The following is a 24,289-nucleotide window of genomic DNA, read 5'->3' on the forward strand; positions in this document are numbered from 1 at the left end:
GTGGCTATGCTATAGTTCGCGCCCTAATTTTTATCCCCCGATGTGTTGCTCGCCCACCATGACCAAACGTGAAGCTCCAATCTACAAGGTGATTTTTCTCAATCAGGGCCAGGTGTACGAAATGTACGCCAAGCAGATCTATCAAAGTGATCTGTGGGGCTTCCTGGAAGTGGAAGAGTTCGTCTTTGGCGAGCGCACCCAGGTAGTCGTCGATCCTAGTGAAGAGAAGCTCAAGGCTCAGTTCGAAGGCGTTGTGCGCAGCTTTGTGCCGATGCATTCGATCGTGCGCATCGACGAAGTCGAACGCCTTGGCACACCGAAAATCAGCGAAGCCCGCGGCGCGGTCGGCAATGTCATGCCGTTTCCGATGCCGATGCCTGAGAAGTAGGTTTCAAGACCGAGTCGCACCCTTCGCGGGCAAGCCTCGCTCCTGCAGGTACAGCGTCGCTCTTAAGCACGATGCAAATCCTGTAGGAGCGAGGCTTGCCCGCGAAGGGGCCAGAAAATTCGACGCAGAAATCAGGGAAGAGGCGAAAAAGGCGTACGCCCATCGGCGCTCTGCAATTCCATCAAATATTTGCGGAAAATTTGCCCGAGCACCTGCGTCGCCACCTCAAGTTCTTCCCGAGGCATCTTCTCGGCCACTTCATCCGCCGTATCCAGCGCATCTTCAGCGCCGTTGACCGCGGCCATTTTCAGCACGATATACGCCTGAACGTTATTGGCCGGCACGCCCTCGCCGTGGAAAAACATGGTGCCGAGTTTGAATTGTGCCTGGGCATGGCCTTGCAGCGAGGCCTTTTCGAAGTAGCTCAGGGCTTTATTGAGGTCGCGCGGCGCATTTTTACCGTCGTAGTAGAACTCGCCCAGCTCGTATTGCGCTTGCGCATCCCCTTCATCCGACGCTTTCTGGCAGGCCGCGAGTGCCTGTGCCAGATCTTGCGGCTGAGTATTGAGGGTGCAGCGACCCATCGCTGGGATTAACAACGAGTTGCCGCCTGCCTGTGCGAGCGCGAGCAGGGGCTGAAGGAGCAACAGGCAGCCCAATGCAAGGGTGCGGCCGGTGCGGTTCATGGGAATCGACTTACCTCTGGAGGGCGCGCGGACCCATCGAGGGGGATCCAATAAGCGCGCATTATGAAATAAGCAGGGCCAACCTTACAAAGTCTTTACTCGTTTTTCTGCTGCGCGGGGAATATATCGCCCACTTTGCCGGGGATTATTCGCAGATCAGCAGGAAAAGGACGCAAGTGTAGGTAAAAGCTGACGCTGGCAATGGCCAACGTCAGCGCCCCCGGGTTATTTCAAGGCGGCGAATGCGCGCTCGGCAGCATCCAGCGTCAATTTCAGCTCGGTGTCGCCATGGGCGATCGACGTGAAGCCGGCTTCGAAAGCGCTCGGCGCCAGGTACACGCCACCTTCCAGCATCAGGTGGAAGAAGCGCTTGAACAGATTGGCGTCGCTGGACATCACATCATCGAAGGTCACGATGTCATCGGCGCCGCTGAAATACAGACCGAACATGCCACCGGCCTGGGTGGTCACGAACGGGATGCCTGCTGCATCGGCGCGTTGTTGCAGGCCGTCGAGCAGGCGGCTGGTGTAGTCGGTCAGTTCATCGTGGAAGCCAGGACGGCTGATCAGGCGCAGCGTCGTCAGGCCGGCAGCCATCGCCAGCGGATTACCCGACAAGGTGCCCGCCTGGTAGACCGGGCCCAGCGGCGCGATGTGCGACATGATTTCGCGTTTGCCGCCGAAGCAACCGACCGGCATGCCGCCACCGATGATCTTGCCAAAGGTGCTCAGGTCGGGCGTTACGCCGTAATGGGCCTGGGCGCCGCCGAGGGCGACACGAAAGCCGGTCATCACTTCGTCGAAAATCAGCACCACGCCGTGCTTGTCGCACAGGGTCCGCAGGCCTTCGAGGAAACCCGGTGCCGGCGGTACGCAGTTCATGTTGCCGGCCACGGGTTCGACGATGATGCAGGCCACGTCCTGGCCAACATCGGCGAGCATGGTTTCTACCGCTTCGATGTCGTTGAACGGCAGGGTCAGCGTATGTTTGGCGAAGGCCGCCGGCACACCGGCCGAACTCGGCACGCCCTGGGTCAGCGCGCCGGAGCCGGCCTTGACCAGCAGGCTGTCGGAGTGACCGTGGTAGCAACCTTCGAACTTGATGATGCTGTCGCGACCGGTGAAACCACGGGCCAGGCGAATGGCGCTCATGGTCGCTTCGGTACCGGAACTGACCATGCGCACCATTTCCATCGATGGCACGATCGAGCAGACCAGGTCGGCCATCTCGGTTTCCATCTCGGTCGGGGCGCCGTAGGACAGGCCGTGTTCAAGCTGTTTACGCACCGCGTCCAGTACGTCCGGGTGGCTGTGACCGAGAATCATCGGCCCCCAGGAACCGACGTAATCCACATAACGCTTGTCGTCTTCGTCCGTGACGTAGGCGCCTTCAGCGTGTTTGAAGAACAACGGCGTGCCGCCAACACTCTTGAATGCACGAACAGGCGAGTTCACGCCACCGGGAATGTGTTTCTGGGCGTTGGCAAACAGCGTTTCGGAACGAGACATGATCGGGCTCTCAAATCAGACTTTAAGCTACTTAAATAGACAGCAGTTGGTTAAATGCGCGGGCGCGGCGGGTCACTTCAGCCGTGCTTTCGGCGCCAAACAGGCCATGGACCACCGCCAGCAGATCGACCCCATGGGCCACCAGCGGGGCGGCGTTATCCAGGGTGATGCCGCCAATCGCGCAGATCGGCAGGTGCAATTTGCTGCGGGCCTGGTCGAGCAGGTCGAGGCTGCAGGTCGGTGCGCCGGGTTTGGTCGTGGAGTTGAAGAAGCGGCCGAAGGCGACATAACTGGCGCCTTCCCTGGCCGCTTGTTCGGCGAGTTCGAGTTGCGCGTGGCAGGTCGAACCGATGATCGCCTGGCGACCGAGCAGCGCGCGGGCCGGGGTCAGCGGCCCATCGGTCTGGCCCAGGTGCACCCCGACGTTCAGGCGTGCGGCCAGTTCGGCGTCATCATTGATGATCAGTCGGGTCTTGTAGCGCTCGCACAGATCGCGCAGGGCTTCGGCCTCGCGCAGGCGGCGGGCCTCGTCGCTGCTCTTGTCGCGGTATTGCAGCAGGGTGACGCCGCCTTCCAGCGCCGCCTCCACGTATGACAGAAATTTACCTGCCAGCAACTGGCTGTCGGTAATGGCGTAAAGGCCACGTAGTTTCATCGGACAAGCCTCTGCGCTTCACGCATCAAAAGTTACGAACAGAAATCCAGCGGCAGGCGGCGCGGTACGAACTGGCCTTTGCCCAGTTGCTCTGCGTCCCGCAGGGTACGCCAAGTGTAGTCAAGCGCGCTGCGCACGGCGCTGGCAAGGTTTTCACCCAGGGCCAGGCGACCGGCCAGGGCGCTGGCCAAGGTGCAGCCGGAGCCGTGATAACTGCCGGGCAAACGCTGGCAGGTGAAGGTTTCACGGCTGCCGTCACGGCTGTACAGGCGATTGTGTATTTCATCTTCATCGCCATGACCGCCGGTGATCAGCAGGTGCTTGACGTACGGCAAGAGTTTTTCAGCGCACTGGTCCGCGGTGCCCTCTGGCAGTTCGGCGAGAATGCGCGCTTCGGGAAGGTTAGGGGTGGCAATGATGGCCAGGGGCAGAAGACGTTCGCGCATGGCATAACCGACTTCATCCTTGCCCAGTCGTCCGCCGCCACCGGCGCGCAGCACCGGGTCGCAGACCATCGGCAAATGCGGGTGCGCCTGCAGCAGTTCGACCACGGTGTCGACCATTTCCAGGGAACCGAGCATGCCCAGTTTGACGGCCGCGACTTCGGAATCGTTGAGCACGGCATTGGCCTGGGCCAACACCCACTCACGGTCGAGGACGCGGAAGTCAGTGACGTTGACAGTGTCTTGCACGGTCAGGGCGGTGACGGCCGGGGCCGCATGACAACCCTGAGCGAGCAGGGCTTCGATATCTGCCTGCAAGCCGGCGCCACCACTTGGGTCGTGGCCGGAGAGACAGAGGACAACGGGGCGAGAGCTGTAGATATTCATGGTGCGCGAGCTTACCACCAAACATCGTTTTTCGGGTGCCGTCCGATCAACCTTGCAGGAGGAAAACCCAGGCACGTTCACGCCATTGTCACAATCTGACCGGGGAAACAGCTCTAACTCAAGGTGTACAGCCGGAACGCCCGTGCTAGAGCCTTTGTAGGATAAATTTCCATGGTGCTCAATGGCCACCTACGGCTATGCTAGTGTGGATCCAAACCAATACAGGTAATACCGGTTTTACGTCTGCTCAAAAGGAATGAGGGGCTTCCTGAGATAACCGGACAGGCCACGCTGGGGCTTAAATGCGCTATTTGCTGATGTTGCTGTTGTGTTTGCCCCTCATGGCGAGCGCCGTCGAGTTCGATGAATTCACCCAAAGCCTTGCGCTTGGCCGGACCCTGCAAGTGTTCGAAGACGCCAGTGGTCAGGCGAGCATTGCCGATGTCCGCGCGCAAGCCGCAGCAGGGCATTTCAAAACCCACGATAACGACACCCTCAACGCCGGTTATTCACGTTCGGCGTTCTGGCTGAAAATCGATCTGCATTACCGGCCCACCCACCCGTTGGCGCAACGGACATGGCTGCTGGAACTGGCCTATCCGCCCCTTGATCACCTTGATCTGTACGTGCCCGATACGGCCGGGGGCTACCGGTTGGCCCGGCAGACCGGCGATGCGCTGCCGTTCGCCAGTCGCGAGATTCGCCAGAACAATTACTTGTTCAATCTGGGTTTCATGCCTGATCAATCGCAAACCGTCTATCTACGCCTGGAAAGCGAAGGCTCGATCCAGGCGCCGGTGACGTTGTGGTCGAGCACCGCTTACCTCGAAGACCAGCCGGTGCGCCTTTATGTGCTGGGCGTGATCTATGGTGTGTTACTGGGAATGCTGGTCTACAACCTGTTCATCTACCTCAGCGTACGTGACACCAGTTACCTGTATTACATCTTCTATATCGCCTCATTTGGTTTGTACCAGCTGTCGGTGAATGGCGCGGCCGTGGAGTATTTCTGGCCGGACAATCCCTGGTGGGCCAACGCGGCGACGCCCTTCTTCATCGGTTGTGCAGGGCTGTTCGGCAGCCAGTTCGCCCGCAGCTTCCTGCAGACCGCGACCCACAGTCGCTGGCTCGATCGCTTGCTGTTGGCGCTGATTGCGTTTGGCGCTGTGGTGGTCGGGTTGTCGTTGATGACCAGTTATGCCCTGGCCCTGCGTCTGGCGACGGCCCTGGCGCTGACGTTCACCCTGGTGATTTTTGCCGCGGGGGTTTTCGCCTGGTTGCGCGGCCTGCGGGTGGCGCGGTATTTCATCATTGCCTGGTCGGCGTTTTTACTCGGGGGGATCATCAATACGCTGATGGTGCTGGGGTATCTGCCGAACGTGTTCCTGACCATGTATTCCAGCCAGATCGGCGCGGCGATTGAAGTGGCGCTGCTGTCGCTGGCCCTGGCCGACCGCATCAATGCCATGCGCGAACAGCAGGCGCAGACGTTGCTTGACGCCGGGCACAAGCTCGAAGTGCTGAACCAGCAACTGGCGCACGGCAACCAGCTCAAGGATGAATTCCTGGCGACCCTGACCCACGAACTGCGCACGCCCATGAACGGTGTGATCGGTTCGCTGGAACTGATGCAGACCGTCGAGATGGACGCCGAGCTGGAGCAATACCAGCAAACGGCGGCGGGCTCGGCGCGCGAGATGATGCGCATGGTCAATGGCATCCTGACCCTGACCGAACTGCAGGCCGGCAAGCTCAAGGCCGTTGCGGCCCTCTGCAGTTTGCGCGGCGTGGTCGACGCCTTGCGAGTGCAGTTCGAGGGCAATGCCTCGGGCAAGTCGCTGGATTTCAAGGTCGACGTGGCGTCGGGGCTGCCGGATCGTCTGCACGGTGACAGTGCCAAGTTGGCGCAATGCCTGGAATGCCTGCTGGATAACGCCATCAAATTCACCCGGATCGGCGGGGTGGCGCTGCGGGTGACGGGTGAACCCGTGGGGTCCGACCGACTGGCACTGTCCTTTGTGGTGATCGACACCGGCATCGGTTTCACCGACCTGGGAGAGGCGACCCTGTATCAGCGGTTTTTCCAGCTCGACGGTTCGATGACCCGTGAGTACGGTGGCCTGGGCATCGGCCTGGCGATCTGTCGGCAACTGATCGAATTGCTGGGCGGGCGTCTGACTCACCGCTCCGAGCCCGGGCGCGGCAGCCGCTTTCAGCTCGACGTCGAATTCGAACTGCCCGTGGTGGAACGCTTATCAGTGCCTTCGATGACTCGGGCGCACCCTCGCCTGCGACTGCCCCAAGACTGCACCGTGCTGTTGATCGATGACAACAGCCTCAATCAACTGGTGATGCGTGGCATGTTGCTCAAGTTGGGATTCCGGGTGCGCACGGCCGACAACAGCAGCGCTGCGCTCGATCATTTGCAGCGTGAAGCCTTTGACGCCGTATTGCTCGATAGTCAGTTGCCGTTGCTGGATGGCCTGTCCGTGCACTGCCGGATCCGCACAGTGCCGGGTTGCGCCGAACTGCCGGTATTCGTGGTTGCCCTGGGCGCTGATCGGGAACGTTGCCCGAACGGCGCGGCGATCGATTACCTGAGCAAACCGGTGAAATTTGAAGACCTGCAAGCCGCGCTCTATCGGCGGGTGCTGTGTCCGGGGCAAGGCGAAAGTGCCGATATTTAGGCAGATATGACACTTTGATCGGCCGTGGGGCGGTGCTTAACTGAAAATCCCTCGGCTGACCAAAGGAGCCCCGTCATGAACCTGCATCAGTTCGCCGAAACCCACGAAGTAGCCAACCAGCCACCCTCGCTGGACGGTACCAACCTGTATCGCATCGACCTGCCCCTGCAGGAGTGGTCGCGGCGTTTTGGCGCCGGTTGGGCCGAGTCGCGGATCGACGCCTACGGCGCACTGGCCGGGGGGCCGCTGATGGAAGCGGGTTTTTTGGCGAATCAGTACAAACCGGTGTTCAGCAGTCACGACCGTTACGGGCATCGCGTCGATCTGGTGGAATTTCACCCGGCGTACCACCAGCTGATGCGCACGGCGGTCGAGCACGGCTTGACCTCATTGCCCTGGGCGCATCCGCAGTCCGGCGCCCACGTCGCCCGCGCCTCGATGACGTATCTGCACAGCCAGGCCGAAGCCGGCAGTGGCTGCCCGTTGACCATGACGTTTGCCAGTGTCCCGGCGATGCGCCTGCAGCCGGATCTGGCGCAGCTGTGGCTGCCGAAAATCCTCGCCACCGAATACGACCCGCGCAACGTCGGCATGGCCCACAAGGCCGGTGTCACCATTGGTATGGCCATGACCGAGAAGCAGGGCGGCACCGATGTGCGGGCCAATACCACCAAAGCCTATCCGGTCGGCGCCAGCGGTCCGGGCCAGGCCTATGAACTGGTGGGCCACAAGTGGTTCTGTTCGGCACCGATGTGCGATGCCTTCCTGACGCTCGCCCAGACTGACAAGGGTTTGACCTGTTTCCTGCTGCCGCGCCATCGCCCGGACGACACGCGCAACCAGCTCTATATCCAGCGTCTGAAGAACAAACTGGGCAATTGCTCCAACGCCTCCAGCGAAGTGGAGTTCCGTGGCGCCCTGGCCTGGATGGTGGGCGAAGAAGGCCGAGGGGTGCCCACCATCATCGAAATGGTCGCCATGACCCGCTTCGATTGCATGGTCGGCTCCAGCGCCTTGATGCGCCAGGCATTGACCCAGGCCAGCCATCACTGTGCTCATCGCCGGGTGGGTGGCAAGCTGCTCAGCGAACAACCCTTGATGCAAAACGTATTGGCCGACCTGGCGCTGGAAAGCGAGGCGGCCCTGGCCTTGAGCCTGCGCATGGGCCTGGCGCTGGATCATCTGGATGACAGCCACGAAGCGAAGTTCGCCCGGCTGGTCACGGCGGTGGGCAAGTACTGGATCTGCAAGCGCGCGCCCGCAATGATCAACGAAGCCGCCGAATGCATGGGCGGCGCCGGCTATGTCGAAGACAGCATCCTGCCGCGGTTGTACCGTGAGGCGCCGGTCAACTCGACGTGGGAAGGTTCCGGCAACGTGCAATGCCTCGACGTCCTGCGCGCGTTGTCCAAGGAGCCGGGTGTGCTTGATGTGTTGTTCAGCGAATTGGGTGATGGTCATGGTGACAAGCGCCTGGCGGCGCACATCAGCCAATTGCAGGCGGCGTTCAAGGACACGGACGACATCCAGTACCGCGCCCGGCAGTTGACCGAAGACATCGCGTTGGGGCTTCAAGCCAAGCTGTTGCTGGAGGCGGGCAATGCTACGGTCAGCGACGCCTTCATCGCCAGCCGCCTGGGTTCGGCCGGTCGGGTGTATGGCGCATTGCCACGCGGGCTGGATGTTGAAGCGATTGTGGCTCGGTCGACCCCGCAAGGGTTCTGACCACAATTGGATGAACGCCATTAAACCCTGTGGGAGCGGCGGTGCGGCGATCCGACTTGCCCGCGATTGCGATTCAACATTCAACATTAATGTGGTCTGACACACCGCTATCGCGGGCAAGCCCGCTCCCACAGGGTTCCCGTGAAGCAATGTTGCAGGCAAGATGAAGGCCTGCAAGTCAGAACACAGGATGCTGATCGTGACCGAAGCTTTTATTGTCGTTCAAACCGCCGAGCAAGCCGTGGATCGGCTTGCGCTCTTGCACAATCGTGCAACCACCGCGCTGACCCAGGCGCTCAAGCGTTACCTCAAGGATCGAGTCGAACCGGACGCCGAACAGCGTGCAATGTTTCGTTATCCCGAACTGCGTCTGACCTACCACTGCCAGGGCGAAGTCCCGCAGACCACGCGCGCTTATGCCAAGGTTCAGCTGCCCGGAACCTACAGCGTCACCGTCACCCACCCGGCCGCTTTCCGCAAATACCTGCTGGAACAACTCGTTCCGCTGATGCACGACTTCACCGTGACCGTGGAAGTGGGCATCAGCCAGCAGAACATTCCTTATCCCTACGTGGTCGAGCAGGGCGATGAGTTGGCCGGCTCCGGCGTCACCGCCGCCGTGCTGGCGCGAGTCTTCCCCAGTACCGACCTGTCGGCCGCGACCGATGGCATTGCCGATGGTCTGTACGATTGGGAAAACACCGACCCGCTGCCGCTGGCGCTGTTCGATGCCGCGCGGGTGGATTTCTCCCTGCGGCGCCTGGTGCATTACACCGGCAGCGACTGGCGTCATGTGCAGCCGTGGATTCTGCTGACCAACTACCACCGCTACGTCGACCAGTTCATCGTCCATGGCCTGGAGCAATTGCGCAGTGATCCGCGTTTCGTACGCATGGTCTTGCCGGGCAACGTGATCATCGAAAAGAGCATGGACCACGGCGAAGCCTCGGCGATTGCCGCGGGTGTGGTCTGGCACCGTTACCAGATGCCGGCCTATCACCTGATCGCCAGCGATGGCCACGGCGTGACCCTGGTGAACATCGGCGTCGGCCCGTCCAACGCCAAGAACATCACCGACCACCTGGCCGTATTGCGCCCGCATTGCTGGCTGATGATCGGTCACTGCGGCGGCCTGCGTCAGTCCCAGACCATTGGCGACTACGTGCTGGCTCACGCTTACATGCGCCGCGACGGGATTCTCGACCGTGTGGTGCCGCCGAACATTCCGATCCCGGCCCTCGCGGAAGTGCAGATGGCCTTGCAGCAAGCCGCGGCGAACATCACGGGCGAGAAGGGCGACGAGCTGAAGAAGCGCCTGCGCACCGGCACCGTCCTGACCTATGACGACCGGAACTGGGAATTGCGCTGGGCCCAGGAGCGGCCGCTGATCAACCTGTCCCGCGCGGTGGCGGTGGACATGGAAAGCGGCACCATTGCTGCCCAGGGTTATCGCTTGCGGGTGCCGTACGGCACGTTGCTCTGCGTGTCCGACAAACCCTTGCACAGTGAAATCAAACTGCCGGGCTCGGCCAACGCCTTTTATGAGCGTGCGGTCAGCCAGCACTTGAAGATCGGCATCGAGGCGGTGGATCTGTTGCGCACCGAACTCAACTCGCTGCACTCGCGCAAACTGCGCAGCTTCGACGAGCCGCCGTTCCGCTGATAGCGCGTGGTCATGGTCATTTGGCGGTCAGGGCACTAGCATTAGCAGCCCTGACCGTTAGATGTTCCCTTGCCCATGTCTCGTCCTCCACGTCCTGTCTCTCGCCGCCCTGGCGCGAATAACCCGCCATCAGCCCCGCGCCGTGTCGCCAAAGCGCCGCCGGCCGAGCCGAAGCTGATTCTGTTCAATAAACCCTTCGATGTGCTGACGCAGTTCAGCGATGGCGAAGGGCGGGCGACGCTCAAGGATTTCATCGATATCCCCGGGATTTACCCGGCAGGACGACTGGACCGCGACAGCGAAGGCCTGTTGCTATTGACCAACGACGGACAGCTGCAGGCGCGAATCGCCGACCCGAAACACAAACTGGCCAAGACCTATTGGGTGCAGGTGGAAGGCGAGCCGGGCCCCGGGCAATTGCAGCGTTTGCGCGATGGCGTCGAGTTGAACGACGGCATGACCTTGCCCGCCGAAGCGCGACAGCTTGAAGAGCCGACATTATGGCCGCGCAATCCGCCGGTGCGCTTTCGCAAGAGCGTGCCCACCAGCTGGCTTGAGCTGGTGATTCGCGAGGGCCGCAACCGCCAGGTGCGGCGCATGACCGCGGCGGTCGGCTTGCCGACGTTGCGCCTGGTGCGGGTCAGAATCGGCGACTGGTCGATCGAAGGGCTCGATCAGGGCCAGTGGAAAGAAGTGCCGGCGCGTTTAAATTGAGCCGGACTCGATCAGGCCGATGACCACACTTTTGATCACGAACGCGGCCACGCCCAGGCCGAGCACGAAGAACAGGATGAACGAACCAAAGCGCCCGGCCTTGGATTTTTTCGCCAGGTCCCAGACAATGAAACCCATGAAAATGATCAGAATGCTGACCAGTCCGGTCATCATCCACTCTTCGAATACTGCAGGATCCATCGGACATCTCCAGTGCGGGCGGGGCTAAAAGGCGCTGGAGTATACGTCATGGGGGAGTGGTGGGGGATTGACCTGCGGCAGTGTGTCGCAGCTATTCGTCGCCTGTTCCGGCCCCATCGCGAGCAAGCTCGCTCCCACAGGTCATGTGGCGTTCTTGAGTCCTGAGGCCGACACAAATCCTGTGGGAGCGGGCTTGCCCGCGATAGCGTCCTCAGCTACGCAGATGAGTCAGCGGCAGTTCGGTGCTATTGAGCACCTGATTCAACACAAAACTCGACCGTACACTGGTCACCCCTTCAATCCGGGTCAGATGCCCCAGCAGCAGTTTCTGATAGTGATCCATATCCGGCACCACCACCTTGAGCTGATAGTCCGCATCCATCCCCGTCACCAGACTGCATTCCAGCACCTGAGGCAATGTCCGGATCGCCGCTTCGAAGTTCTCGAAACGCTCCGGCGTATGCCGGTCCATGCCGATCAGTACATAAGCCGTCAGGCTCAGACCGAGCATTTTTCGGTCCAGCAGCGCCACCTGGCGGGAGATGTAGCCGTCGTCTTCCAGTTGCTTGACCCGGCGCGAGCAAGGCGAGGGTGACAGGCCGATGCGTTCGGCCAGCTCCTGGTTGGAAATGCGCGCGTCGCGCTGCAATTCCGCCAAAATGCTCAGGTCGTATCGGTCGAGTTTGCTCATCAATCAGGCCTTTGTCATATCAATTGCGGCAGATTATCTATCCAGGGTTAAAAATTGCGCAAGTCATGTTTATTTGAGCAATCTTCGCAATCCTCTGCCAAGGCCTCCAGCCTATTCTTATCACCAGAATCACTGCTCGGACAAACAGTCCACAGCGGCTCGCCCAATCAGGCCAGCTGCGGTCGCCACTCCCCACAGGGGATGAGCCGGCCCCCGAGCTGCACACTGTCCAGAAGACGGCGTGAGGTGAGCCGACGTCAAAAGCGTCGAGCACGGACGAAGTTCTCAAAGGGAGGCCGACGGGTCTCCCTTTTCTTTTGCCCGCGATTTACCTTCCGTCCCGCCCCCCCTGTAGGAGCTGGCTTGCCAGCGAAAGCACCCTAAAGATCGATACAAATCCCCAAGCCCCCTTCGCCCGCAAGCCGGCAAATAAGTTGCGCGACTGATAACCTGTTGCAGAACCGGCCGCCGCTTTTCCAGTCTCATGTACAGGCCCTGACCCGCAGTGAGGAAAAGCATGAAGTCGCGCATCTGGCATTTGGCCGGAGTTGGTTTGCTGTGTGTCAGTGTCACCGCGCAAGCGCTGGCCGATGAACCGCAAAACCGGGGTCCCGACGGCGGACAACGGGGTTCGGATGGCCATCAGGGAAACAATCAGGGCCATGGCGGCAATAATCAGCCGCGCCCGCAGAACAACGACGTCATTCGAGGCGACAACAGTCGTCAGTTCGAGCACAACGGCCAGAATCAATCAAACCGTCAGCCGCCCGACTACAACAGCCCGGTGCGGCCGCCGCCACCACCACCGCAACTACCGGCCAATGACCTGCCGATCCAGGGCCGGCCCGACACCGTGCGCCAGACCCAGCAACCGCAGCGCGGCTACTATCAGGGTGCTCCGCGGTACAACGACAACAACCAACATTGGCAAAATAACGCTCCGCGCCCCGATGACCGTCGCTGGCCAGGCCGTCCGGACGGTCATGGCAACGGCTGGGCCCCCGGCCCGCAATATCGCCCCGGTCATGTGATCGATCGCTTCCCGGACCGCGACTACCGCGTGCCTTATGGTGGTCGGGAGTATTACTACTCCGGTGGCTACTGGTATCGCCCGCAGGGGCCGCGTTATGTCGTGGTGCAACCGCCGCGCGGCATTCGTGTCAGCTACCTGCCCGATTACGCCCGTGAAGTGTGGATCGGCGGTGCGCTGCTGTTCCTGGCGGCCGGTTCCTACTATGCCTATCAGGAAACCACCCAGGATTACGTAGTGGTCGAACCACCTGTGCAGCCGCAACCGCAACCGGTAAGCAATGGTTACGACGTGGAGGCCTATCCCGCCAACGGCCAGTCGCCGGAGCAGGTCAACCAGGACGGTTACGAGTGCTATCAATACGCAGTGCAGCAGAGTGGCTTCGATCCGCGAACGGCCACCTACCAGCCGGCCCCGTCGGTGGTGCAAATCTACCGCCAGGCCCAGGGCAACTGCCTGGGCAGCCGCGGTTATCAGGTGTCTTATTGAGCCCTGGCTGCCAGCACCACTTCCTGCGGGTCGGCGTGCACCAGCACTTCGGCTCGCGGATAAGCCGCGTGAATCGCGTCGGCGGCTTGATCACTGATGCCGTGGGCGACTGACAGCGTCAGGTCGCCGGGCAATTCCAGGTGCAATTGCACAAACCACTGGTTGCCGGAAACCCGCGTGCGCAGGTCATGCGCACCCAATACGCCCGGCACGCTGCAGGCCAGTTCGAGCATGCGCTGGCTGACATCCGGCGGCAGTTCTTCATCCATCAGCACCGTAAAACTTTCCCGGGCGATCTGGATTGCGCTCCAGAGAATGTAGGCGGCGATCCCCAGGCCGAACCAGGGGTCGACCTGATGCCAGCCAAACCCGGCCAGCACCAACGCCACCAGAATGCTGCCGTTGAGCAACATGTCCGAGCGGTAATGCAGGGAGTCGGCACGCACCGCGTTGGAACCCGTGGCCTTGACCACCCGATGTTGCAGCATCAGCAGCGCCAGGGTCAGCGCGAGGGAAAATACGATGACCCCGATGCTGATCCATGGCGCTCCCACCGGTTCCGGATGCTTCAACCGGTCGACGGCCTGCAAGGCGATCAGCACCGCGCTGCCGCCAATGAACAGGGCCTGCGCCATCCCCGCCAGCGATTCGGCCTTGCCATGCCCGTAGCGGTGATCCTCATCGGCGGGGCGCAAGGCGTAATGCACTGCCAGCAGATTGAGCAGCGAAGTGACGCCGTCGAGTGTCGAGTCGGTCAGCCCGGCGAGCATGCTCACCGAACCGCTCAACCACCAGGCGATGCCTTTGGCGACGATCAACGTACAGGCCACCGCCACCGAGGCACGGGTCGCAAGCCGCAGCAAGCGGGCGTGTTCGGAGCTGGAGATCATAGGGGCGGCGTGTCCTTTCAGGGCGCGAATTACGCGGCGGGTTGCAGGCCGAACATGGCCAATTGCTGAGCGCTGCCCTTGTGCTGGATCAGGCGCGGGTCGTCCAGCGGGAAGCTGCGGCCCAATTCGGTTTCGAGAATAGTCTGCAACTTGTGGTTATCGACCTTGCCGTCGGCACCGATGGCTTCCTGGAGTTTTTCCGGGGCCACCTGGGCCGTCTTGCCTGGCTCGAAGTAAATCGCGCCAGTGGCGAAGTCCACGGCAAAGGCGATCAGGCCGGGGATGATGTAAAACAGCAGGCCCACGGCATCCAGCGCGGCGATGGCCGGGTCGATCTTGCCGTCGATCTGGCCACGACGGTCAGGATAGAAAATCGAACCGCAGGCGGTGACCTGGGTCAGCAACGTCGCGATCAGTACACCGCCAATCAAGCGAAAGGGAGCACGCATAAGGAAATCTCCTGGGTAATTTCAAAACGAAAAGGCGCCTATATGAATTAGGACCCTGATAAACGCCGAGCAGTTCGCCGTTATACTCGCGCTGGCAGGGCGTGCCCACAGTAAATTGCGGCCGCGTCTCACCCCCACTGGAATAGCTGAGGATTGATGTTGTTTTTTCCAGATCGACAACGCGTAACGGCTGATGGATGTTATCGGGGTTCGGCCCTCCGGGCTGAAGCTGTGGACGCGCCATGCTGCGTTGCGGGACTTGGCAAGGAAACGACCCTTACCGGCGTCCCGCGCCTTGCCTGGCACGTCCACAGCTTCAACGCGACTCGCAATTTACTGTGGGCACGCCCTGGGGAGCCAGCATGATTTCTTTGCCGATCGATGAAGTTTTACCCGCCCTGCGTGAAGCCTTGGCTACACGCCACGAAGCCGTGCTCGAAGCACCGCCCGGTGCCGGTAAAACCACCCGCGTGCCCCTGGCCTTGCTCAACGAGCCCTGGCTGGCCGGGCAGACCATTCTGATGCTGGAACCGCGTCGGTTGGCCGCGCGGGCGGCGGCGGAGCGGCTGGCCAGTGAGCTCGGTGAGAAAGTCGGCGAAACCGTCGGCTATCGCATTCGTCTCGACAGCAAAGTCGGCCCCAACACCCGCATTGAAGTGGTCACCGAAGGCATTCTCACCCGCCGTTTGCAGGACGACCCGGCGCTCGAAGGCGTGGGCTTGCTGATCTTCGACGAATTCCACGAGCGCAGTCTCGATGCCGATCTGGCGCTGGCCTTGAGCCTGAATGGGCGCGAGTTGTTTCGTGACGATCAACCGCTGAAAATCCTGTTGATGTCGGCAACCCTGGAAGGCGAACGCCTGGCCGGGTTGCTCGATGACGCGCCGATCCTGCGCAGCGAAGGCCGCATGTACCCGGTGGCGATGCGCTGGGGCCGGCCGTTCCAGCCCGGTGAATTCATTGAGCCGCGGCTGGTGCAAACCATTCTTGATGCCTTGAACGACGAAACCGGCAGTGTGCTGGTGTTTCTGCCGGGGCAGGCGGAAATCCGTCGCGTGCATCAACAACTGGCCGATGCGCTGGGTGAGAGCACGCAGGTGTTGCTCTGCCCCTTGCACGGTGAACTGGACCTGGCGGCCCAACGCGCCGCAATCGATCCGGCCCCCGCAGGCCAACGCAAAGTGGTGCTGGCGACCAACATCGCCGAGACCAGCCTGACCATCGATGGCGTGCGCGTGGTGATCGATGCCGGGCTGGCGCGAGTGCCGCGTTTCGATCCCGGCAGCGGCATGACCCGGCTCGACACCCAGCGCATCTCCCGTGCCAGTGCCACGCAACGCGCGGGCCGGGCGGGGCGGTTGGAGCCGGGCGTGTGTTATCGGTTGTGGTCGCAGGATCAGCACGAGCAACTGGCGGCGTATGCCAGTGCGGAAATTCTCTCGGCGGACCTCGCCGGCCTGGCCTTGCAACTGGGGCGTTGGGGCGTGACACCGGGGCAACTGGTGTGGCTCGACAGGCCGCCAGCCGCCGCTTATGCACAGGCTCAGGACTTGCTCGATCGCTTGGGCGCCCTGGACGGTGAAGTGCTGACCCGTCACGGCCAGACCATGGCCGAACTGCCGGCGCATCCGCGCATCGCGCATTTGCTGTTGCGCGGTCAGGCACTCGGCCTGGCCGACATGGCGTGCGATGTCGCGGCCCTGCTCGGCGAGCGGGATATCTTGCGCGGCGCCGGGGCGGATCTGCACAGCCGGTTGGCGCTGTTGTCCGGCGAAGAACGCGCTGCACGCGGCGCTCAGGGCGGGGTGCAACGGGCTCGGCAACTGGCGCGGCAATATCGCGGTTATCTGCGCGGCAAAGCAGCGGAACCGGTCAGCGATCCCGATCATCCGCGCTGGCTCGGCGCGCTGCTGGCGCTGGCTTATCCGGATCGGGTCGCGCAACAGCGACGGGCCGGTGGCGCGGAGTATCGTCTGGCCAACGGTCGTGCGGCGCTGTTCGCCGAAGCCGACAGCTTGATGAAGCAGCCCTGGCTGGTAATCGCCGATCTCGGCAGTCGTCAGGGCCAGCGTGAGGAACGGATTTATCTGGCGGCGGATTTCGATCCAGGGCTGTTCGACTCGGTGTTGGCGGAGCAGGTGCGCTGTGTCGATCAACTGGATTGGGATGAGCGCGAAGGCGTGTTGCGCGCCGAGCGCCAACGCAAGGTTGGGGAACTGATCCTCAGCCGTGAACCCCTGACCGGCCTCGATGACAGCGCCCGCAGTCAGGCGCTGGTGAATCTGGTGCGACGTAAAGGCCTGGAGCTGTTGCCGTGGACGCCGGAGCTGCGGCAGTGGCAGGCGCGCGTCGCGTTGTTGCGTCAGCTGGATTTGGCCGGCAAGGGCGAAAGCGAATGGCCGGATGTCAGCGACGCCGCGTTGCTCAAAAGCCTTGAACACTGGTTGATGCCGTACCTGGGCAAAGTTTCGCGGCTCAGTCACTTCGCCAATCTCGACCTCTCGAGCATCGTCCACAACCTGCTGCCGTGGCCGCTGCCGCAACGGCTCGACGAGCTGGCACCGCATCACTTGAGCGTGCCGTCGGGCTCGTCGATTCGTCTGGACTACAGCGAGCAGCCGCCGATCCTCGCGGTGCGGTTGCAGGAATTGTTCGGCCTGGCTGAAACCCCGCGCATCGCCGGTGGCCGGCAAGTGGTCAAACTGCACCTGCTGTCCCCGGCGCGACGCCCGGTGCAAGTGACCCAGGACCTGGCGAACTTCTGGCGCAGCACCTACGCCGAAGTGAAGAAGGATTTGAAGGGGCGCTACCCGAAGCACTATTGGCCGGATGACCCGCTGGTGGCGGAGGCCACGGCGCGGATCAAACCGCGTAAGTAAACCATCGCCCCCTGTAGGAGCGAGCCTGCTCGCGAAGGTCGTGAACGAAAACGCGTAAAACCGGATGCTCAGCGGTGGCCTTGAGCCTTTCGCGAGCAGGCTCGCTCCTACAGTTTTTAACCTTTTGTGGGAGGCATGCGTCAGCCCGTTAAACAGTGGCGGAGAGCGCGTGTTTAAAGGCGTTTAAGGATACTTCCTGCAAGCTACAAGACCTTGCGCCGTTGCCTACGGGTACGCCAGAATCCGCCGGCTTGTGCGCTTTGGGGGCCATCGGTAACTTGATTCGTGTCACTGCTCATCAGTGATCGGGTTTAGTCGCTCGAGGGTATATCAACGCGCATATGCGATCAGACAGTCAGGTCATTTCATGCCTGCACTCCATGGTAGCTGTGCGCAGGGCGCCTTCGGGCGCGCCGGTTTGATACTCCCCCGGTCGACTAACCTGCGTACAGCTGCCACCCCCCTGTTTAGTCGCAGATCGGTGACGGCTCCATATATTTGGGAGTTTCAATCTATGATCAAACCTTCACCTAATCCGCCGGACACCGATCCCACCTCCCCATACGAACCCGATTCAAAAAAACTCAACGAGGCCGCCGAACGCGCCCTCAACTTCCACTTCCCCACGACAGCCGACATCAAAGCTGCGCCGCGCAAACCCGGTCATCTGTTTACCGTCGACCCGGAGGTGAAGACCGAAACCCTGATGGTGTATCTGGTCGAAACGCTGGCCTCGGTCGATGTGATGGTCCATCAATTGGTCGATCACCTCGACGGCGGATCGCGCAATGCGCTGCTGGGGATTTCCAACAGCGTGATGCTGGCGGAGATCACGGCGAATCGGGTGCTGGATCAGATTGATCCACCCGGGTAAGCCTGCGGGGCTGACCAGTTTTTTCCTTTCCCAAAGCCACAAAAAACCTGCTTTCTCCGATTCCAGTGCATGCACAGAATGCAATGGCGCGTGCATTGGAATTTTAAGGAGTGAGTCATGACGTTCTCGATTATCGGACGCTGCCCTGAAACCGGTCAGCTCGGTATTGCCATCAGTTCTTCCAGCATTGCGGTCGGCGCACGCTGCCCTTGGGCACGGGCAGGAGTGGGTGCGGTTTCCACGCAGAACATTACGCTGCCGGCGTTAGGGCCGCAGATCCTGGACCTGCTGGAGCACCAGCATCTGGAGCCTGACGCGGCACTGGACAAGGCACTCACGTCCAATGGCTGGAGCCAGTACCGACAGGTCACGGTGATCGATGCGTCAGGCCGGATTGCGCTGTTCAGCGGTAAAGAGTCGTTGGGCGTGCATAACGCAGTGAAAGGCGAGCAATGTGTCGCGGCGGGTAACCTGCTGAGCGATGTGCGGGTCATCGAGGCCATGGTCGAGGCGTTCGAGGCCGAGCCGGGTCAGTTGGCGGACCGTTTGCTGGCGGCTATGCACGCAGCCATGACGGCCGGTGGCGAAGCGGGGCCGGTGCACTCCGCCGCGCTGAAAGTGGTGGGTGACCACACCTGGCCGATCATCGACTTGCGGGTGGACTGGGCCGAGGAAGATCCCATCGGGCAGCTTGATGGTCTCTGGCAAGCCTATCGACCACAAATGCAGGACTACCTGACTCGCGCGCTCAACCCGACGACGGCGCCGAGCTACGGAGTGCCCGGGGATGAGTGATGCATCCAGTCGCGAGCTGCTGGAGCGCCTGATTGGCTTTGCCACTGTCAGCCGCGATTCCAACCTCGAGTTGATTCGTTTCATCGAGGCCTATCTGGCCGAACACGGGGTTCAGAGTGAGCTCTTCTTCAACGAAGAAGGCACCAAGGCGAATCTGTTTGCGACCATCGGCCCGCTTGCGTCGGGTGGGGTGGTGCTCTCCGGTCACACCGATGTGGTGCCGGTTGACGGACAGGCGTGGACGGTCGATCCGTTCCGGCTGACTGAAAAGGATGGGCGCCTGTACGGGCGCGGCACCGCAGACATGAAAGGCTTCATCGCCTCAGTCCTCGCGGCGGTCCCGACCTTCGTGCAGCGTCCGCTTCTGACGCCGGTGCACCTGGCCTTTTCCTATGATGAAGAAGTGGGTTGCCTGGGCGTCAGGCCGATGCTGGCCGAGCTGGAGAAACGGCCATTTAAACCCCGACTTTGCCTGATCGGCGAACCGACAGAACTCAAACCTGTGCTCGGCCACAAGGGCAAACTCGCGATGCGTTGCGAAGTGCGCGGTGCGGCGTGCCATTCGGCGTATGCGCCTTACGGGGTGAACGCGATCGAATATGCGGCACAGTTGATTGGACGGCTCGGCGTGATCGGTGAGCAGCTGGCACATCCCGACAACCACGATCAGCGTTTTGATCCGCCGTTTTCTACGGTGCAAACGGGTGTGATCAAGGGTGGCCGGGCGCTGAACATTGTTCCCGCTGAATGTGAGTTCGATTTCGAGGTCAGGGCGTTGCCGGACTTCGATGCTCAGGAAGTGGCGGACCAGTTGCAAGCGTTCGCCCACGAACATGTGTTGCCCAAGATGCGCGCAGTGCAGGCGGACACCGACATTCGCCTGCGGCCGCTGAGCGCTTATCCCGGATTGGCAACCCCGCCCGAGAGTGAAGCGGCGCGGCTGCTTGCGCTGTTGAGCAACTCTTCAGCGTTTGGAACGGTCGCGTTTGGCACCGAGGGCGGGCTGTTTGATCAGGCTGGCATTCCCACGGTGGTCTGTGGTCCCGGCAGCATGGATCAAGGGCACAAGCCTGACGAGTTCATTGCGCTGGATCAGTTGAGCGGTTGCGATGGGATGCTGCTGCGCTTGGCTGACTACCTGTGTGGCGACATTTAACTGTAGGAGCGAGCTTGCTCCGGGCGGCGTTCCGACGATGGTCGTTAACGATGACGCGTGCTGTCTGAATGAACGCGGCGCCTGCAGGTTTTTCGCGAGCAAGCTCGCTCCTACAGGGGGCTTGCGACTTTCTGGCTCAGTTGTTCGCGGCAGAAGTCCACGAACAATTGTGCAGGCTTGGTCAGTTGGCTGCGTTTCAAATGGGCAGACGCCAGGCCGGACAGGGTGACCGGCTCTTTGATGTTCACCGAGATCACCTTCTTGCCATCGTAAGTGCATTCCGAGTGCGGGCGGGTGACCAGGATCGAGAAGCCGAACCCCTGACCGACCATACCGCGCACCATCTCGATCGAGGGCGAGCTGAACACGATGTTGGGCGTCAATTCCAGCTCGTGGAACAGGCTGACAAAGTAGGTCCGGCTCGGTTGCACATCGAGAAGAATCATCGGCTCGCTGCACAGGTCCCGTAGCGACACTTCCTTCTGGTCGGCAAAGCGGTGCCCTTCTGGCAACAGGACGTAAGGCTTTTGCGGTGGCATCAGCGGCGTGGTCTGGATGGTGCCGTCCAGTCCGTGGTCGTAGAGGAATGCCACGTCGAAAGTGCCTGCGGTCAAGCCCTGCACCAGCTCTTGTTGCTCGCCATCGCGAATGCGTATGTCCACGCCCGGGTAAAGCTTGCGAAAGCCTGCAATCAGTTGCGGCAGGTACAGCGGGGCGACGGTCTCGAAGCAGCCGATGTCGATCTGTCCGGACACCGTGTCGTTATCGGCCAGCGCGTTCTGTTCAAACTCCCTGGCCATGCGCAGCAGTTCTTGCGCCTTGTGATAGAAACGCGTGCCGGTGGGCGTCAGCGAAACGCCCTGGGCGTGGTGGCGGATGAACAGCTGGACGTTGAACGACTCTTCCAGACTCTTGATCGCCGTCGACACCGAGGGCTGCGCGATATACAGCTGCCGCGAGGCCTCAGCGACGCTGCCGGCTTCAACCGTTGTGACGAAATACTTGAGTTGCCGCAATGTATAGGAAGCCACACGCACCTCGTTCTGCTCTGTTTTGCGGTGAAAGCCCGGATGGCCGTCGCACAGATTATTGACTGAACCTTACCCTATGCGGGTTCCGGACTGGGTCTGCGCTTACCTAGTTTTTTCTTATACCCCGAGCACATTTTTAATAATTTTCCTCTTCGCACGGTTGACGCACTATCTCTACAACCTCTGATAACAACCCCGACCACCCTGGCGGTCGTAAAGGGAGCGTAGCGTGTTCGACCTCGACTATTGGCAGCAACGAGCTGCCCGGCAAACCTTCTCTGACAAAGCCTTGATCGATGGCCGGCAGGTGGCTGCGTCTTCGGGCGCAACATTCGATTCGATCAACCCGGCGACGAATCAGTTGCTTGCCCGTGTCGCCGCGTGTGGCGAAGTGGAAGTGGAACTCGCCGTGCGCAGTGCGCGCCGTGCTTTCAACGAAGGCCCTTGGGCGCGGATGGCACCGGTTGAGCGCAAGCGGGTGATGCTGCGTTTGTCTGAGCTGGTGCTGGCCCATCGCGAAGAGCTGGCCTTGCTCGACTCGCTGAACATGGGCAAACCGGTGATGGATGCCTACAACATCGACGTCCCCGGCGCCGCCCATGTGTTCGCCTGGTACGGCGAGTCGCTGGACAAGCTTTACGATCAGGTCGCGCCGACGGCGTCATCGGCACTGGCGACCATCACCCGTGAAGCGCTGGGCGTGGTGGCGGCCGTGGTGCCGTGGAACTTCCCGCTCGACATGGCGGCCTGGAAACTGGCACCGGCCCTGGCGGCCGGCAATAGCGTGGTGCTCAAGCCCGCCGAGCAATCACCGTTTTCAGCCCTGCGTCTGGCCGAGTTGGCCCTGGAAGCCGGTTTGCCGCCGGGCGTGCTGAACGTGCTGCCTGGGCTGGGCGAGTCTGCCGGGAAGGCGCTGGGCCTGCATCCGGATGTCGATTGCCTGGTGTTCACCGGCTCGACTCAGGTGGGCAAATACTTCATGCAGTACGCCGCGCAATCGAACCTCAAGCAGGTCTGGCTTGAGTGCGGGGGCAAGAGCCCGAGCCTGGTGTTCGACGACTGCCGTGATCTTGATCTGGCGGCGGAGAAAGCGGCATTCGGCATCTTCTTCAATCAGGGCGAGGTGTGCTCGGCCAACTCGCGACTGTATGTGCAAAGTTCGATCAAGAATGAGTTTATCGAGCGTCTGTTGGAAAAAGCCAAAGCCTGGATGCCCGGCGATCCACTGAATCCTGCGAGCGCCGCTGGCGCCATTGTCGATTCGGCACAGGCATCGCGTGTGATGAGCTTTATCGAACGCGCCCACGAAGACGGGGCCCGACTGCTCACCGGCGGCCGTCGCTTGAGCTTCAACGGTTCCGACAACTTTATCGAGCCGACCATTTTTGCCGACGTCGCCCATGAGTCGCACCTGTCCCGCGAAGAGGTTTTCGGCCCGGTGCTGGCGATTTCCACGTTCGATACCGAAGAGCAAGCGGTGCGGCTGGCCAACGACAGCATCTATGGGCTGGCCGCCTCAGTGTGGAGCGATGACCTGAATCGCGCGCACCGGGTTGCACGGGCGCTGAAGGCCGGCACCGTTTCGGTAAACACCGTGGATGCCCTCGATGTCAGCGTGCCATTCGGTGGCGGCAAGCAATCGGGTTTCGGCCGGGACCTGTCGTTGCACTCGTTCGATAAATACACCCAATTGAAAACAACCTGGTTTCAATTGCGTTGAGCGTCTCCTGAACAATTAACCGCACGCTGATTGTGTGCGGTTTAAAGAATAAAAAGATGTCATCGCGCGGAGAGTCATCCGTGTACTTGCGGCTGCGTGGCCGTGACTGCCTCAGTAACTAACCACAATTAAAAAGTGAGGGAGCTTTCATGTTCAGATATTCGTCTTCGAGCGTTACAGCAGCGGCGGGTTTAACGGCGCTTCTGGTAGTTACGGTGCCTGTTGTTGCGCACTCCGAAAGTCTTACGGTCATTTCGTTCGGCGGTGCCACCAAGGCAGCGCAAGAGGGGGCTTATTTCAAACCCTTCGAACAAAGTGGCGCTGGCAAAGTTGTCGTTGGCGAGTACAGCGGAGAACTGTCCAAAGTCAAAGCCATGGTCGATGTGGGCCAGGTCAGTTGGGATGTGGTCGAAGTCGAAAGCCCTGAACTGCTGCGAGGCTGTGAAGAAGGGCTGTTTGAACGGCTGAATCCGGCACTGATCGGCGATTCAAAAAACTACCTGCCTGGCGCAGTCAGCGAGTGCGGCGTGGCCAGTTATGTCTGGTCGATGGTGCTCGCCTACAACTCGAACAAGGTGAGCACGGCGCCAACCTCCTGGGCGGACATGTGGAACCTGCAGCAATTCCCTGGCAAGCGCGGCCTGCGCAAGGGCGCCAAGTACACGCTGGAAGTGGCGCTGCTCGCCGACGGGGTCAAACAGGATGACCTGTACACAGTGCTGGGCACCAAGGCAGGCGTGGATCGGGCGTTTCACAAGCTCGACCAGATCAAGCCCTCGATCCAGTGGTGGGAAGCCGGAGCGCAACCCCCGCAATGGCTCGCGGCAGGCGACGTCGTGATGTCGGCGGCCTACAACGGCCGGATTGCCGTGGCGCAAAAGGAAGGCTCGAAACTGGCCATTTCATGGAACGGTCACCTCTACGATCCCGATCACTGGGCCATCGTTCGCGGCAGTCCGAACAAGGCGCTGGCCGAGCGGTTCATCGTGTTTGCCAGCCAGGCGAGTGGGCAGAAGTCCTTCTCCACGCAGATTCCCTACGGCCCGATCCGCAAGGATGTGCTGGCGCAGCTACCGGCCGACACGCTTGCCCAGTTGCCCACCGCTCAGGCCAATCTTTCTGAAGGCCAGTTGGTCGATGCCACGTTCTGGGTCGATCACGGCGAAGAACTCGAGGAACGTTTCAACGCTTGGGCGGCCCGCTAAGCCGCTGCTGTCGTCAATCGCC

21 protein-coding genes are annotated in these 24,289 nt (G+C 61.3%); 12 read left to right on the forward strand and 9 right to left on the reverse strand.

Translation table 11 applies throughout. From position 1 onward, the window contains the following. The first annotated feature begins 58 nt into the window (after positions 1–58). On the forward strand, positions 59–388 hold the full coding sequence (locus tag ACA062_RS03070) for a DUF1820 family protein (RefSeq protein WP_007894425.1): 330 nt from the start codon (positions 59–61) through the stop codon (positions 386–388). Between the two features lie 131 nt (positions 389–519). Here the strand turns inward: ACA062_RS03070 and ACA062_RS03075 are convergent, their stop codons facing one another. The 4 genes from ACA062_RS03075 to ACA062_RS03090 all read right to left on the reverse strand — a co-directional run bounded on the left by ACA062_RS03075 (position 520) and on the right by ACA062_RS03090 (position 4,068). Further along, a complete protein-coding gene (locus ACA062_RS03075; RefSeq protein ID WP_497455167.1) occupies positions 520–1,074 on the reverse strand; it encodes a tetratricopeptide repeat protein in 555 nt (184 codons plus the stop codon). 225 nt (positions 1,075–1,299) lie between these two features. Then, positions 1,300–2,583, reverse strand: a complete 1,284-nt coding sequence (gene hemL / locus ACA062_RS03080) for a glutamate-1-semialdehyde 2,1-aminomutase (protein ID WP_497455168.1) — start codon at positions 2,581–2,583, stop codon at positions 1,300–1,302. Positions 2,584–2,614: 31 nt separating this feature from the next. Next, positions 2,615–3,238, reverse strand: a complete 624-nt coding sequence (gene thiE / locus ACA062_RS03085; RefSeq protein ID WP_497455169.1) for a thiamine phosphate synthase — start codon at positions 3,236–3,238, stop codon at positions 2,615–2,617. 32 nt (positions 3,239–3,270) lie between these two features. Next, positions 3,271–4,068, reverse strand: coding sequence for a hydroxymethylpyrimidine/phosphomethylpyrimidine kinase (locus ACA062_RS03090; protein WP_128874405.1), 798 nt, complete (start codon positions 4,066–4,068; stop codon positions 3,271–3,273). Positions 4,069–4,370: 302 nt separating this feature from the next. Here ACA062_RS03090 and ACA062_RS03095 point away from each other — a divergent pair, with 302 nt between their 5' ends. From ACA062_RS03095 to ACA062_RS03110, 4 genes are all read left to right on the forward strand, one after another. After that, entirely contained in the window at positions 4,371–6,755 is a 2,385-nt protein-coding gene (locus ACA062_RS03095; protein ID WP_497455170.1) for a 7TM diverse intracellular signaling domain-containing protein, read from the forward strand. 75 nt (positions 6,756–6,830) lie between these two features. Further along, a complete protein-coding gene (locus ACA062_RS03100) occupies positions 6,831–8,480 on the forward strand; it encodes an acyl-CoA dehydrogenase family protein (RefSeq protein ID WP_497455171.1) in 1,650 nt (549 codons plus the stop codon). 163 nt (positions 8,481–8,643) lie between these two features. Then, entirely contained in the window at positions 8,644–10,143 is a 1,500-nt protein-coding gene (gene amn, locus ACA062_RS03105) for an AMP nucleosidase (RefSeq protein ID WP_497455172.1), read from the forward strand. 75 nt (positions 10,144–10,218) lie between these two features. After that, a complete protein-coding gene (locus tag ACA062_RS03110) occupies positions 10,219–10,857 on the forward strand; it encodes a pseudouridine synthase (RefSeq protein WP_497455173.1) in 639 nt (212 codons plus the stop codon). Here the strand turns inward: ACA062_RS03110 and ACA062_RS03115 are convergent. Both ACA062_RS03115 and ACA062_RS03120 read right to left on the reverse strand, forming a co-directional pair. Next, the gene (locus tag ACA062_RS03115) at positions 10,849–11,058 is read right to left on the reverse strand and encodes a DUF2788 domain-containing protein (RefSeq protein ID WP_064675738.1); all 210 of its coding nucleotides are present in this window, start codon (positions 11,056–11,058) and stop codon (positions 10,849–10,851) included. The two genes, ACA062_RS03110 and ACA062_RS03115, sit on opposite strands and share 9 nt — an antisense overlap. A gap of 211 nt (positions 11,059–11,269) precedes the next feature. After that, the gene (locus tag ACA062_RS03120; RefSeq protein WP_007937367.1) at positions 11,270–11,749 is read right to left on the reverse strand and encodes an Lrp/AsnC family transcriptional regulator; all 480 of its coding nucleotides are present in this window, start codon (positions 11,747–11,749) and stop codon (positions 11,270–11,272) included. A gap of 517 nt (positions 11,750–12,266) precedes the next feature. On the opposite strand from ACA062_RS03120, the gene ACA062_RS03125 reads away from it, so the two are divergent. Then, positions 12,267–13,268 carry a DUF6515 family protein gene (locus tag ACA062_RS03125; protein WP_497455174.1) on the forward strand — a complete coding sequence of 334 codons (1,002 nt, stop codon included), beginning with the start codon at positions 12,267–12,269 and terminating at the stop codon, positions 13,266–13,268. Here the strand turns inward: ACA062_RS03125 and ACA062_RS03130 are convergent. Beyond that, a complete protein-coding gene (locus tag ACA062_RS03130; RefSeq protein ID WP_497455175.1) occupies positions 13,262–14,158 on the reverse strand; it encodes a cation diffusion facilitator family transporter in 897 nt (298 codons plus the stop codon). The genes ACA062_RS03125 and ACA062_RS03130 overlap by 7 nt on opposite strands. Positions 14,159–14,187: 29 nt before the next feature. Then, positions 14,188–14,607 carry a periplasmic Zn2+ metallochaperone PmcY gene (gene pmcY, locus ACA062_RS03135; protein WP_064675741.1) on the reverse strand — a complete coding sequence of 140 codons (420 nt, stop codon included), beginning with the start codon at positions 14,605–14,607 and terminating at the stop codon, positions 14,188–14,190. A gap of 362 nt (positions 14,608–14,969) precedes the next feature. Between pmcY and hrpB the strand changes: the two genes are divergently transcribed. The 4 genes from hrpB (at position 14,970) to argE (ending at position 20,311) form a co-directional block, all read left to right on the forward strand. Beyond that, entirely contained in the window at positions 14,970–17,486 is a 2,517-nt protein-coding gene (gene hrpB, locus ACA062_RS03140; protein WP_497455176.1) for an ATP-dependent helicase HrpB, read from the forward strand. Between the two features lie 514 nt (positions 17,487–18,000). Then, on the forward strand, positions 18,001–18,360 hold the full coding sequence (locus tag ACA062_RS03145; RefSeq protein ID WP_497455177.1) for a DUF6124 family protein: 360 nt from the start codon (positions 18,001–18,003) through the stop codon (positions 18,358–18,360). 117 nt (positions 18,361–18,477) lie between these two features. Next, positions 18,478–19,155: a DUF1028 domain-containing protein gene (locus ACA062_RS03150; RefSeq protein ID WP_138964116.1), complete on the forward strand. Its 678-nt coding sequence runs from the start codon at positions 18,478–18,480 to the stop codon at positions 19,153–19,155. Further along, a complete protein-coding gene (gene argE, locus ACA062_RS03155) occupies positions 19,148–20,311 on the forward strand; it encodes an acetylornithine deacetylase (protein ID WP_497455178.1) in 1,164 nt (387 codons plus the stop codon). Before ACA062_RS03150 ends, argE begins: the two co-directional genes overlap by 8 nt. A gap of 110 nt (positions 20,312–20,421) precedes the next feature. On the opposite strand, the gene ACA062_RS03160 is transcribed toward argE, so the two are convergent. Continuing rightward, positions 20,422–21,342: a LysR family transcriptional regulator gene (locus tag ACA062_RS03160; RefSeq protein ID WP_497455179.1), complete on the reverse strand. Its 921-nt coding sequence runs from the start codon at positions 21,340–21,342 to the stop codon at positions 20,422–20,424. 229 nt (positions 21,343–21,571) lie between these two features. Here ACA062_RS03160 and ACA062_RS03165 point away from each other — a divergent pair, with 229 nt between their 5' ends. Together ACA062_RS03165 and ACA062_RS03170 are read left to right on the forward strand one after the other, a co-directional pair. Continuing rightward, the gene (locus ACA062_RS03165; RefSeq protein ID WP_497455180.1) at positions 21,572–23,062 is read left to right on the forward strand and encodes an aldehyde dehydrogenase; all 1,491 of its coding nucleotides are present in this window, start codon (positions 21,572–21,574) and stop codon (positions 23,060–23,062) included. A 149-nt stretch (positions 23,063–23,211) separates the two neighbouring features. Continuing rightward, positions 23,212–24,267, forward strand: coding sequence for a gamma-aminobutyric acid-binding protein (locus ACA062_RS03170; protein WP_497455181.1), 1,056 nt, complete (start codon positions 23,212–23,214; stop codon positions 24,265–24,267). Positions 24,268–24,289 lie beyond the last annotated feature (22 nt).

The organism is Pseudomonas sp. LBUM1679 (assembly GCF_059695565.1).